This window comes from Rhizobium sp. TH2, assembly GCF_024707525.1.
Lineage (GTDB): Bacteria > Pseudomonadota > Alphaproteobacteria > Rhizobiales > Rhizobiaceae > Rhizobium_E.
Genome location: NZ_CP062231.1, coordinates 568,063 through 580,654, shown reverse-complemented (window position 1 = coordinate 580,654; position 12,592 = coordinate 568,063). Strand labels below are relative to the sequence as shown.

General features: G+C 55.9%; 12 protein-coding genes. 3 read left to right on the top strand and 9 right to left on the bottom strand.

The annotated features are described in order from the left end of the window. Window positions 1-173: 173 nt before the first annotated feature. From IHQ71_RS03010 to IHQ71_RS02980, 7 genes are all read right to left on the bottom strand, one after another. The gene (locus IHQ71_RS03010; protein ID WP_258160410.1) at window positions 174-1,118 is read right to left on the bottom strand and encodes a lipase family protein; all 945 of its coding nucleotides are present in this window, start codon (window positions 1,116-1,118) and stop codon (window positions 174-176) included. 109 nt (window positions 1,119-1,227) lie between these two features. Further along, window positions 1,228-2,349 (bottom strand): calcium:proton antiporter, encoded by a 1,122-nt coding sequence (locus tag IHQ71_RS03005; RefSeq protein WP_258162721.1) that lies wholly within the window; start codon window positions 2,347-2,349, stop codon window positions 1,228-1,230. A 123-nt stretch (window positions 2,350-2,472) separates the two neighbouring features. Beyond that, window positions 2,473-3,207 (bottom strand): LssY C-terminal domain-containing protein, encoded by a 735-nt coding sequence (locus IHQ71_RS03000; protein ID WP_258160409.1) that lies wholly within the window; start codon window positions 3,205-3,207, stop codon window positions 2,473-2,475. Between the two features lie 267 nt (window positions 3,208-3,474). Then, window positions 3,475-5,541, bottom strand: a complete 2,067-nt coding sequence (locus IHQ71_RS02995; RefSeq protein WP_258160408.1) for an alkyl/aryl-sulfatase — start codon at window positions 5,539-5,541, stop codon at window positions 3,475-3,477. A 93-nt stretch (window positions 5,542-5,634) separates the two neighbouring features. Beyond that, a complete protein-coding gene (locus tag IHQ71_RS02990; RefSeq protein WP_258160407.1) occupies window positions 5,635-5,937 on the bottom strand; it encodes a hypothetical protein in 303 nt (100 codons plus the stop codon). A 48-nt stretch (window positions 5,938-5,985) separates the two neighbouring features. Next, complete coding sequence (locus tag IHQ71_RS02985) at window positions 5,986-6,465, bottom strand: DUF992 domain-containing protein (RefSeq protein ID WP_258160406.1); 480 nt, start codon at window positions 6,463-6,465, stop codon at window positions 5,986-5,988. 127 nt (window positions 6,466-6,592) lie between these two features. Then, window positions 6,593-8,194, bottom strand: a complete 1,602-nt coding sequence (locus IHQ71_RS02980; RefSeq protein ID WP_258162719.1) for an arylsulfatase — start codon at window positions 8,192-8,194, stop codon at window positions 6,593-6,595. Window positions 8,195-8,589: 395 nt separating this feature from the next. On the opposite strand from IHQ71_RS02980, the gene IHQ71_RS02975 reads away from it, so the two are divergent. The 3 genes from IHQ71_RS02975 to IHQ71_RS02965 all read left to right on the top strand — a co-directional run bounded on the left by IHQ71_RS02975 (window position 8,590) and on the right by IHQ71_RS02965 (window position 10,594). Further along, window positions 8,590-9,015, top strand: coding sequence for a hypothetical protein (locus IHQ71_RS02975; protein ID WP_374989948.1), 426 nt, complete (start codon window positions 8,590-8,592; stop codon window positions 9,013-9,015). A gap of 1 nt (window position 9,016) precedes the next feature. Continuing rightward, window positions 9,017-9,610 carry an OmpA family protein gene (locus IHQ71_RS02970; RefSeq protein WP_258160405.1) on the top strand — a complete coding sequence of 198 codons (594 nt, stop codon included), beginning with the start codon at window positions 9,017-9,019 and terminating at the stop codon, window positions 9,608-9,610. 186 nt (window positions 9,611-9,796) lie between these two features. Then, on the top strand, window positions 9,797-10,594 hold the full coding sequence (locus tag IHQ71_RS02965; protein ID WP_258160404.1) for a hypothetical protein: 798 nt from the start codon (window positions 9,797-9,799) through the stop codon (window positions 10,592-10,594). A gap of 343 nt (window positions 10,595-10,937) precedes the next feature. On the opposite strand, the gene IHQ71_RS02960 is transcribed toward IHQ71_RS02965, so the two are convergent. Further along, window positions 10,938-11,729 carry a hypothetical protein gene (locus IHQ71_RS02960; protein WP_258160403.1) on the bottom strand — a complete coding sequence of 264 codons (792 nt, stop codon included), beginning with the start codon at window positions 11,727-11,729 and terminating at the stop codon, window positions 10,938-10,940. A gap of 55 nt (window positions 11,730-11,784) precedes the next feature. Then, window positions 11,785-12,591, bottom strand: coding sequence for a transporter (locus IHQ71_RS02955; RefSeq protein ID WP_258162715.1), 807 nt, complete (start codon window positions 12,589-12,591; stop codon window positions 11,785-11,787). Window position 12,592: the final 1 nt, after the last annotated feature.

The window sequence follows — 12,592 nt, the reverse complement described above, 5'->3', positions numbered from 1 at the left end:
TCGGCAAACGCACGATTTATGTCCTACTCGGGGCCGTCTGCGGTCTGACCGCTCTTGGTGCAAAATTGACGACTGCGGTCTGGCCGGTTCCGAGGCTGTTGCTGATTGTGAGCCGTCACCGACCAATCGCCTTACCGAGCAGCGGCGCATCCAGGTCCGCACTTAGCAGTCCCCTAACGAGAAATTTGCTCAAGATATTTTTCTCTGTTTACATAGGAGACTTGGGTCGCGCCGCTCGCCTTGGAAGCAACTCGTTTCAGGTAATTGTCCATGTGGTGGTCGTTCAGGCTTGCGATCGCCAGAGATTTCCAAAACTCATCTACCGAAATGCGCTTCGCGTCGTGGCTCGATAAATAAGCAAAGTCAGTTCCCTTGAGCAAAATAATTTCAGGACCAACATGGGCATACTTGTCCTTCTTAAAAAGAGAATCTGGTGGCAGCATGGGGATTAGATCATTCTCGTCCACTACACGCGTGAGCGGAACTGAGCCAATATGCTCTACACCAGCGGATGTCGTGAATTTTGGCTGCCCAAAGGTCACCACCCTTTCCACGTAATAACCATCCCTGATCAAGTAAACGGACAACAAGGCAGCAACAGCACCTCCCAAAGAGTGCCCTGTGATGAACGTTTTGTAGTTGCGCTTAAGGTAGGGTTTTGCATCGTACAGTATGGCTTTTGTGCTGAGGTCGAACCCTGAATCTACCGGAATATCAATCTCAAGATCGGACAAGATCTTAATATCAATGTCTTCAAGGAAGTTCACTCTATTTGCCGTTCCACGGATCGTTATGAACTGAGTTTTCAGCTTGTCGTCTTGCTCAACAAAATACTGAATGTCGAACTTACCTGGAGAGCGAACTCCCAGAGTCATTGGATATCTTGCGCGAATTGCAGGCTCGTCTGCGTATGCAAAGTTGGCTCGTTCGGCATAGTCATAGAGTTCAACGAAATCGACCTTCTTGGCCGGAACAGATGTAACCAAAGAACTTAATGCGCTAGGGGTAACGCCAACACAGGCGGTCAACAACGTCAGCAGCAGAGCCAGCGTTGTTAGAGTGTGAAGTCGAAGTTTCGTTGGGAGAATTCTTTGCGGATGGAATTGAATGCCGACCATGGTAACAGACCTGTTCGAGTTACTGGAGGCTAAGAAGACTTATGTAGGAGATCGCCGATTTTCGCGGCCAGCACCGACATCCGGCTTAGTCATTCATTCCATGCCGCGACTATGGGATCGCCGAGACAAGGAGAAAAACGGCGAAAATCACCAAGTGAACGGCACCTTGCAGAACTGTTGTGCGACCCGTGCCCAATGTCAGGGTACTTACGAACAACGTCAGCACCAGCAGTGTCATATTGGCAGCGGATATGCCGAGCGTTAGTTGCTGGTCGAGCACTAATGAAACAATGGCAACCGTCGGTATGGTCAGTCCAATACTGGCTATCGCTGAGCCGAGTGCGAGATTGATGCTGTCTTGAAGCTGGTTCCTGAGAGCGGACCTGACGGCCGCGATCCCTTCGGGAAGCAATACAACCGCGGCAATCACCACGCCAACAAAGGCGCTGGGAAGACCCAGTACTTCGATACCCTTATCTAAGGATGGGGAGAGCGTCTTGGCCAGCAAAACGACTGCTACAAGCGAAACGAGAAGGAGGCCGAGACATATACCGGCATCCCGGTCGGACGGCTTGGTGTCGCCGAACTGAGCATCGATGATTGTGTGAGCATTTTCATCCATTCTTGGCGCATCAAGAAAATAGGCGCGGTGCTTCATCGTTTGGACGAACACGAACACGCCCCAAAGGATCAGCGACATGATCCCAACGAATACAACCTGAACTGGAGAATATGACGGCCCGAGCGCTGAGAGCGTATAGTTTGGCAGGATTAGAGCCAGGGCGCCCAGCGTGCCGAGCACGGCCAAAGCCGACGAAGCGCCCTGCAACTGAAAGGTCTGCTCAAAATGCCGACGTCCACCCATCACGAGGCAGAAGCCAACGACGCCATTGAGCACGATCATGACGGCGGCAAAGACCGTGTCGCGCGCCACCTCGTCGCTGCCCGTTCCGCCTGAGACCATGAGCGAGACGATAAGCGCCACCTCGATAACAGTTACAGCCACAGCCAATAGAATTGACCCGAATGGCTCGCCGAGCTTCAGCGCCAAGACTTCGGCATGATGAACCGCACTGAACACGGCCGCGCCAAGGAGTACACCTGCCAGCAGAAGGACCGCAACCTCATCAGACGGCACAATGTGCGAGAACTTGAGTACCAAGAGAAGTGAAGCAAGGAGCGGGGCCACCCACGTCCACGTTGGAATGGCTGCATGATGGCTGTCATACATATCGCGGTCGTTGACTTGATTCATGTCGCTGTCGCTTTTCATTGTACTCTCGGTTCACTCAGGCGCCTCTTCGGCGATCGTTGCAGCCACTAACAGGTCCAGGCGCCCGGCCGGCGGGCAGCCCTACCGCACGGTATCTGGTCTCAAAACCCCAACACGTACCCTTCCGTCGGTAAAATAGGGATCACCGCCGCCGTTGCGCCCAGCTTGGGTCGCGCCAATACCTGGTTGCTCGTACGTGCGCGAAATTTGTCCAGCCTCTTGAAGATCGTCGATGACCAGTTGTCGTTCCGCGTCCAGGTCAGGGCCTATATGGTGCGTGATTTGCCCAGTGTCGTGGCTGAGGCCAACACCGCGATCAAAACTTGCCGAACCGAGCCAGAGAGGTCGACCGTCAGAGCCCGACGTCGTTGTCTTCCAAAAACGCACGTGATGCCGTTCATCGGCACTCTTCCCGACAGGTTTCTCAAAAGCCAGATCCTGTTTGCGCCCCTCAAACAGTAGTGCACTTACCGGGGCATCGAGGTCCGGACGATCGAGGACGACGCTCAATCCGATTTCGATGGAGGACCGCAGGGTGATCTTGTCTGCTGGATCCCAGCCCGCAGCTGCAAACGCGCGGATAACCTGCTCCCTTGTACCAATCAGGCCCACGTTGATAGGATCACCCGGAATATCCTGTTCGGTCGTCGTCACCATATTGCTCAAGTCCAGCACGTGAGTCCGGTCACGAAACAGCCAGAGCTCGGGCACGATGAAATAGCAGAGAAAGAGATAGACGGTCAGGAGTACAGCAATAACGGATGCGGCCACTCTAACGCCGCTGCGATTGCGTATGGAACGCCTTGAGCTGAACATATTACGTCCTGTGAGAGGTCGTGACGCGCCTGGCAAATCGCGTTCGAAGGCCCAATATCGTATGGCGCGCAGTCGGTTAGAGGTTCTCTGAATTGGATTTCGACCTGTACCGTTGCAATATGCCCGTACTTTTTTCAGGCCTTGTAAATACCAGAGAGATAGGTCACCCCGCTAGGGTTAAGCCCATCCAACCGTCGCAACTGCGACGGTTGGTCAGTTAGTGCTTCTAAAGCCCATGCCAAGGATATTGCCCCCAATCGAGACGCATTACGGTCCCTCGAAGTAGGTTGCGTCGTCCTTGAACACCTCATGCTTTGGCGATGCGTCGGGTAGTTTCTTCGTGCCCGGCAATACCTCGAACCAGTTGTCAAATGCTGTCATCGTCGAGCCAAGCTGTGCCAACACTTGCGGATTGCCATCCATTTTTGCCTTGCCCGATGATACCTTGTCGGAAAGTGTCGCCGTGCCAATCATCACGTCCTCCAATTCTCGGCGATCGATAATGATCGTTAGATCTGCGTCTGAGGCTTGATATCCGGCAATGGTTGTCAGCGTGGCGTTGCTCATCTCGACGACAAACTTTTCGCCATTGTCAGGTGTGGACAGGTTGATCTTGAATTTCATGCCCTCCGCTTTGCGGCTGTCCATCTGAATGCCGAGATAGTTAAGGAATAGCTGGGTGGTGGTGCCGCGCACAAAATCGGGACTGCCGGCCTTTGCAGCTTTCACAGCTATGACCCCGTCGCGCAACTCCTTGGCCCCGGCCAGGAAACTATTGCGAAGACTCGGACTTTCAAACTGATAGCCCATCTGCTCATATATGTCGGCAAGGAGATCTTTTGCATCCTGGTTTCGTGGTTCTGCGTAGACGAGCTTGTTGAGAATTTCGGATGCAAGACGATATTGGCCCTGAGCGTACAGTTCACGCCCTTTTGCTATTACCTTAGTGGCGCCTCCCATCATTTCGAGGTAAAGCGGCGCTGAATCTTCCGGCGACAAGGGCACCAAAGTTGCCGGGTTCAAATCCCAGAACCCGAGATATCGCTGGATGACCGCTCGGCTGTTGTGCAGGTAGGAGCCGTGATAGGCTCGTGTGTACCATTGGTCTTGCAGGCTTTTGGGCGGGTCGTAGACGTTATGGATCTGGTTGATCGTCACGCCCGTGTTTGCGAGATGCAGCACTTGATTGTTTAAGTTCGCATACATGTCACGTTGTCCGCGCATCACTTCGGCAATCCGCTCCTTTCCCCAACGCGGCCAGCTGTGGGAGGCAAACATTACATCCGCCTTGTCACCGAATTCGTACAGTGCAACATTGATATATTGCGACCATGCAAGTGCGTCCCGAACCGGAGCCCCTCGCAACGTGAGTATATTGTGCTGGCCGCCGACGATGTTCTCGGCCGCCCAAAATGCCTTCAAGTCTGGAAACCAGGTATTCATCTCTGCCGGCGCTTCGGTGCCCGGTGTGTTTTGAAAGACCATCCGCACACCATCGATGGTCAGTTCCTGAATCGGCTGATCGATGGTAATCGTCGGTGGTAGGATACCGACTTCACCGCTGGCAACTCCCTTGCCGATCGACGCATCGACCTGGCCGAACGGGTTAACGGGCATGAGGTCGCCGTAGGTATAGGTTTTGCGGCGTGTCATGGCATTGCCGGCATAGAGGTTTTCCGCGATCGCCTCGTTCATGAATCCTATAGGGGCAATAATCTGCACCTTGCCGGCTGCGAGCGCCGCGTCGTCAACGACGCCACGAATGCCGCCGAAGTGGTCGGCGTGGGAATGGGAAATGATCACCGCAACAACGGGGCGTTCCCCAAGTTTCTCATTGATGAATTTCAATGCAGCGCGAGCTGTCTCCTTCACCGTCAGGGGATCGATCACGATCCAGCCAGTATCACCTTTGATGAACGAGATGCTTGCGAGGTCGAAACCGCGCACCTGGTAGATTCCTGGGACAACCTCAAACAGGCCATATTCCATGTTGAGCAGGGCCTGTCGCTGTAGCGATGGATGGATGCTGTCGAAGTCCTTCCCCTGCAGGAGGAAGTCCCAGTTGTCCATATTCCAGGCCACATCGCCCTTGTCATTCATGATCTTGCGGTAGGGTGGCGCGGCGATGAAACCGCGCTTGGCTTCCTCAAAGTCTTGCTTGTCCGCAAATGGCAGAAGCGCTCGCTGTAATTTTTGAGCCTGGATTGTATATTCCGAGGGCATCTTTCCCTTCGGACTGTAATGTTTGATTTCTTGCGCGGAACCCGGGACTGCCAACCCCCCGGCAATCACGGCACCCAGCACCAATATTGAATTGCGTAACGAACGGCTCATTTTACCCCTCCTGTGGGTAGTAATGGTTGAATTGGTGGCCAGCACACGCGCATAAGGCCACTCGGATTGGCCAGGTTTTGATATCGAAGCACCTCATCGGACATAGTAGATCACACTGCCGTTCATGGCCCTGTCCGCACCAATGATGTTGCGGATCTGGACGTTCATGGCGCGCAGTTGGGATACGAGAGCCCGATCGCTATTGATTTCGGCCTGTATCGCCTCGACTCGAGACTTTGTCGCCCTCGTTCTTATCAAGGCCTTTTCGCCATCGTTGGAAAGAGCCGAGATATAGATCACTTTGAACGGCCTGGTACTTTCCGCCAGCGCAGCAGTGGATGAGCCGATTAGGGTTGCCAGTGCAAATGCAAGAATTGCGGTGCAAAGCCGGTTCATGGGTAGCCTCCAGTAAACGTCGCTGTCGATGGCCGGTGGCCAACATTATCAGTCGAGTTCGAACGCGAGACTTACAGTGCGCACTCCGGCCGCGACATTGATTCCGACCTGACCCTCGACCGATAGCGGCTGGAGAATGAAGCCTTTGCCAGTACCGCCGATAAGCGCGTTGGCGCCGACGCCGACGCCCAATGCCGCGCTCGCATCGACTCCCGCATAGTGACCGGCCAATGCGCCTGGCTGCATGTCGAGAAGAGCGGCCGCGAATACGCCCCAGACGAGGTGGCCCTGTTTGACCTCCCCCAGTTCAATTCCGATATCGGTGATCTTGCCGGTATACTTTTCCGTCGGTCCACTAACCGGACGGAACTCGCAGGTCATCTTCTGCTTCTCGATGATAATCAGCCCGATGCCCTTCGACATGTCACAGACGAGCATGCCGAGATTGACGGATTTTGCGGCGAGGGCGTCGGCGCTCGCGAAAAGAGAAGCTGCGAACAGCGTCACGGCATAGAAAAAATGTCTCATAGTGCAGCCTTCCTTTGAACAGACGAGAAGTGGCCCATGCGGGCGGTGCCCGCGTATTCGCGGGGCGCCCGCAGCGCCCATCTGTGTTCGAAGCGGCGACGATATCGTCACCCCCTCACATTCCTGGTCAGTTGCCAGTGGGCATCGGCATGTTGAAGCCATTCTTTTCAAGTTGCTCCCGCATCCACTGGAACTGCTGATACTTCGAAATCTCGATCGGACCGGTATAGCCCTCACTCTGCAGCTTACGAGGCGGATATTTGATATAGGTCATCATCAGTTCCTTGATGGCCGCACTGATCGTGACCATCGTCCAAGTACGCTCCGTAAAGTTGTTCATGAAGAGGTCATACCGCTCCTGGGGATCCTGCCAGAGATCGAAGACCTGCGGTATGGTGGCGACATAACTGGCGGGTCCCTTCCAACCGAGATTGGAATCGACAGCAAGCCCTCCGGTATTGGCACCATCGTCTCCACGCAGGTTGAACACGGCCTTGTAGTTGCCGACACGTGCGGCACCTGGCGAAAGTTCATTCTCCGTGAAATAGAACCACGACGTCCGCTCCGACTTGCCGGTACCGAGCAGGATCGGCGACATGTCGTAGCTGTCGAACATGGTCGGCTGGCCTTCAAGGTCTTCGGTCGGAAGCGGAACGCCCGCAACCGAGGCAAAGGTGGCCATCAGGTCGAGACCGCCGACGATATCATGGTTCTTCGTATCGGGCTTGATCTTGCCCGGCCAGATCGCGATTGCCGGCACACGGTTGCCGCCTTCGCGCACGGTGCCCTTGGTTCCCCGGAACGGCGTGTAGCCGGCATCCGGATAGACATCCTGCCAGGCGCCGTTGTCGGTCGTGTAGAAGATCAGCGTATTCTTATCGAGGCCGGTCTCGCGGAGTTTATCGAGGATGCGGCCGATGCGGGTATCGAGTTCAACGACGCTGTCGGCATATTTCGACTTCGACATCGACTTGTGCTCGAATTCAGGCGCCGGCATGTTGGGCTGATGGACCTTCATGAAGTTGACGTCGATAAAGAAGGGCTTGTCGGACTTCGACGCCTGCTCGAGGAAGTCGATGGCCGCCTTCTCTACGTAATTGTCGAAGAACGGAATACCGACCACACCCGGCTTTCCGTCGATGACCGGCGTATCCACATACTGGCCATTGATCTTGAATTCCTCGATGGCCTTTTCACCGGCCTTCCCCGACAGCGCACCCTTCGTCACCCGCTGGAACATCTCCCGCATTTTGGGGTCCATGTCCGGGAACCAGGTCGGGTCGGCATAGGTATAGGCGTTGAGGTGATAGAGCCCGACATACTTCATTTCATCGAAGCCATGCGCATTCGGCAGCGCATAGTCAGCCTCGCCGAGATGCCATTTTCCGGTGAAGTAGGTCTGGTATCCACCGCGCTTGAGAACGGACGCCAGCGTCCACTCGGCCGCCGGCAAGCCACCACCCTGGCCCTGCATCGCCACGGTGGTCATGCCGCTACGATTGGGAATTCGTCCAGTGATCATCGCCGCACGACCGGGGGTGCAGCTTGGCTGGGCATAAAAGGAATGGAAGGTCATGCCCTCATCGGCCATCTTGTCGATATTGGGCGTGGGCATTCCTCGCCCCACTCCGCCGCCGTAGGGTCCGAGATCGCCATAGCCCGTGTCATCCGAGACGATCAGGAGAATATTGGGCTTGGATGACGCCTGGGCTGCCGCTGACCCCGTCATCAGGGAGGCGGATGCCAACAATGCCGCGCTGGAGGCAAGCAGGCTTCGTCTGGTAATCCCCACTTTCGAGATTTTGCGTGGTGGATCTTGTCGATCGGTGTCCTTCAACATTTCAGTCCCTTCCCGTTTCTTGAATGGTCAATCTGAATGAACAAATGAAGTGCGATCGGCCGCAATCTGGCGGGTCGCAAGTTGAGCGCTTCAATCAAGAGTCTGCCGGACCAATATAGGCTCGTGTTATTGCGGCGCTATTGTACTTTAGGGAGTCTTGCGGAGCGGAGATCCTTGATAGCAAATCAACCGGAAGCGCCGTGTCATCGGAAAAAAATGCTTCAGACCGTCGTTGATAGGCAACTTGCCAAGTGGCTGGGCCGGACGTTCAGAAGGGATTCAGTATGCGCACCAGATCTAGCCTTTGCTTATTGATGACCTTCATCGGTTGTCTCTGTCTGGCCGGCTCAGCTCGAGCCGAAACGTTGAGTTACGCTGACGCGATTACTGTGCTCGCCAAGGAATGCGGGGCCGATATCAAGCGTCACTGCAAAGGGTTGAACCTCGGCAATGGGGCCATCCAAGGCTGTCTCGAAGCCAAGGCTTCGAAGGTATCGGCGACATGCACCGCCACCTTGGAAACGGTCATCGCTTCCATCGAGCAGCGGCAGGCGGCACAGCAAGGCTATTCGAAGGTATGCCGACACGCCATGGCACAACGCTGCAAGGGCATGCGCGGCGACGGCAACATTCTCAGGTGCCTGATCAAGAGCACCAAACATATCAGCGACGAATGCAATCAGGCGATCACAGATGCGGGATGGCGCTAAGATGGCTACCAGGTCGAGAACCAACAATCTCTTGCTTGCGCTAGCTTCGACGATCGGATTCGGCGTTCTTGCCAACGTAGGCGACGTCGGAGCTCAACAACTCACGCACAAGCAAATGATAACATCGCTTGGTAGACTGGATGCAGCCGCGCCCGAGGTTGATATTGCGTTGCTCATGGAGCAAGCAAACGCAAACGTCGGGAATGGCGTGACTCAGCTACCGGATTGGAGCAGGCTGGCGAAGCTCTCCCAATTGGTGGTGGAGATCAATTTCGAGAACAATTCGATCGCGATAGAGCCAGATTCGTACCGTGCGCTGGGGCTCATTGCGGATGCGCTGCATCACCCCGATCTGTTCCGATACAAATTCCTTGTGGTTGGCCATACAAGCTCTACCGGCAATCCCAAGCACAATCTCGAGCTCAGCCAACAGCGCGCTGACGCAATCCGGGAAGTTCTGGCGACCACATTTGCAGTCTCGCCGGATCGCCTCTATTCAATCGGTGTCGGGCAGGAATGGCCCATAGACTCCGCCAATCCCGCGAACGCCGTTAACAGACGCGTTCAACTGATAAATCTTGGCCTTGTGAAATAGGCTGTTTCCTAACCGGTGGAAGTTATGGCGTGATCAGCGCCGAGCGCGGATATGGCTTCTTATCTGTAAAGCATGAAAGTCTGGAGGCATGGGAAGGACGCGTTCAGGGGAACTTTCGGAGTGCGGCGGATGCAGTCGAAGTGTCAGCATGAGTGTGTCGTATGTCATTTCGAGGGACGGTGAAGAGTGGGCAAAGACATATCTGTGCTGATCTCGTTGGGCTTTTCGAACCAGACTCGACTGGTCATCGAACAGCTCGGCGCCAACTTGGCCGCCATGCCGTTCGACAAAGAGGTGATTACGCGAGCCGACCTTATCAATGCGCTTCAGAGCGATGGAAGTTCTCTCAGCCAGTCGCATCGACCTGGCAGATGCGACGACGGGACGGGCCATGCGGCCTGCTGGCGGAGGTTTGCCAAAGTCGTGCGGTCGAAGGTCCGGAAGACGTTTGTTCTTTCCAACGCCGACCATGGTCTGCGGGCTTTTGCAGTTGATGACGCCGATTTCGATCGGACCTTCGGGCTCGGCCGCAGCACATACGAGGAACTGACGGACGAGCTCGAAAAATTCGGCGCGCGAAACTACTCCATCACCTTCCTAAGTCGATCGCTCGATGAGATCGAGGAGACTGCCGCCCTGTGCGATCCAAAGCTCGATCACCGGTTCGTCGGCACGCTTTCGCTGTGGCCGGACGCCAAGGCCGCCGCCAGCCTCTTTTCCGCTTTCGACGAACCAAGCTTGGCGGGAGCCTGTGGCGCCTATGATCGCTCTGAAAAGATCATCCAGGCCGTTACGTCTGACGTCGCTATCATCTACAAAATGGCGGGCGGAAAGAGAAAGCCGCTCGGCTGCCTGACAAGATTGAACGGAGGATTTGCCGCGTTCTTCGAAGGACGAGACAAAGTCTACATGGCCGTCGGTGCAGAGCGTGGGCTCTATTTTTCCAACGGAGTACGCTGGATGAAAGATGCGCCCGCACCATGAAGAACGATGGTGCCAATCGGCCCAAAGGCATTCGCGTAGTACAATTACAGATCATCCCTGTCACGTTGCGCTATTCACCTTGGGCGAGGGCTCGCGACTGACCGACGGCAGGATCGGCTTGGGGGCCATATCACAGCGCATACTACGGGAGCGGTACCGCCGGAACAACCACAGGCCTGATCCCGTCTGCTCCAGTGGCCGTCAAGATCTGGCGGACAGCTATGCCCATCACGTGAGTTCACTGGCAGGCAAACAGCCTGTGAAAACTGATTGCAAGCCACAAGAAGTCAGCAAGACTGTTGGTCCTCAGTCCGTCATGAGGGCCGGTAGCGAAAACGACCGGTCAAAACTTCACGGTAACGCCCAGGATCGGCCCTTGCTGCACTGTGTCGAAGATGAAGCCATCGTGACGATAGTTGACGCCAAGCGCGCGATAACCCGCGATCGCCGAGAAGGTGTCGTTGAACTGGTAACCGATGTTGGCGGCTACATCCCAGTCGATCTTGGCGCCGCCGGTGCCGACGAAGCCCCAGCCAGATACGAACCACTCGGGCGTGATCATATATTTGCCGCGCAGACCGGCCATGCCGTCCACCCAAGTGGCGCCATCATCGACTTCGCGCCCATCGAGGAAGCCGCCATTGAAGGATATCGTCGTATCGACCGACCACACCCGGATACCGCCGACGACATCGAGATGTCCTTGCGGGCCGTCGATGACCGCGTAGCCCACGCCGAGCAATCCGGCGACGGATTCGAACTGGACGTCAACTTGCTTCGCCAGTACTCCGAAGGGCGTATCGGCATTGTCCGACACCTTGGTGTACATGAAATCGCCGATGACGCTGAAGCGCTCATAGCGGAACTCGGCCGCCGCCATGAAAGCGAAGTCGAGGTTTTCGAGAATGTCCCCGAAGCTCGAATCGATCTTGATCGTCTTCGGTACGCCGAACTGCGAGGTCTTGCCAGAGATGCTCGCGCCCCAGAAATACGGCGACGCTGCGAATGACCAGTCCGGGCTTTCCTCAGGCGCCGGTTGCGGCGTGACAAGCGGCGAGACATCGGCGGCAAGCGCTGACGAGCCGAGGAGGAGTGTAATCGCCACCGCCAGACCCAGTTTGTGATATTTAGTCATTGCGCAGTCCTTCTTGGTTTAGGCGCCTGCCGTCCCTGCCGGTGACGACCTTGGCTTATTTGGGAAACAGGAATGTGAGTCCGGCCCGTAAGCCGAAGCCCTCCGGTCCGCCTTCTGGCGTTTCCGCCCAGTAGCGAGCACCAGCGAACAGACTGACGGGTTGGTGGCCGAATTTGACCAGCTTTGAGACAACGAGATTAACCGGCACGGACCATTGATCGCTTTTCCAGTTGTAGGTGCTTTCGGTGTTGAGCGAGAACGTCCATGCCGTCGGGGTCGTGTAGGAAACGAAGGGTTGCAGGAAGGTCGAGCTGATGTCCGGCCGCGAGTCGTCGCCCGCCACCGACCAGATGTGGTTTCCGAGACCACCGACTGTCCAGCCGCCCATCTGCTTGAGCACAACGGCTGTCGGACCGATGCCTAACTTTTCCGAACCCAGCATGTCGTCGGTGGCAGTGGGCAGCAGGAAGACTGGGCCAACGCCCCAGATGATGCCGCTCGGGCCGGGATGGGCCGGCGAGAAGAAGAAGCTTTGGGTGATGTCGCCCATGCCGAACTGGGTGCCCGATGGGCCAACGATGTCGTTCTGTTGGATCACGGGAATAATGGTACGCGAAATGACATTCCACTCGTCATTGAGCGAGATCGGGATTACCGGCTGTATGTTGAGGTAAGCACGAAACCCATCATTCGGACCATAGCCCTGGTCGTAGTTGAACTGTAGCGGCACGCTGATCAGTGATGCGATCGGGTTGCTCAGCTTCTTGGCCAGTTCGTTGTCGCCCTCTTGCGCTATCGCCGCGCCTGTCATGACGCAGAGTGCCGCGATGAACGTGGCCGCCGATACGTTCTTGAGACGCATC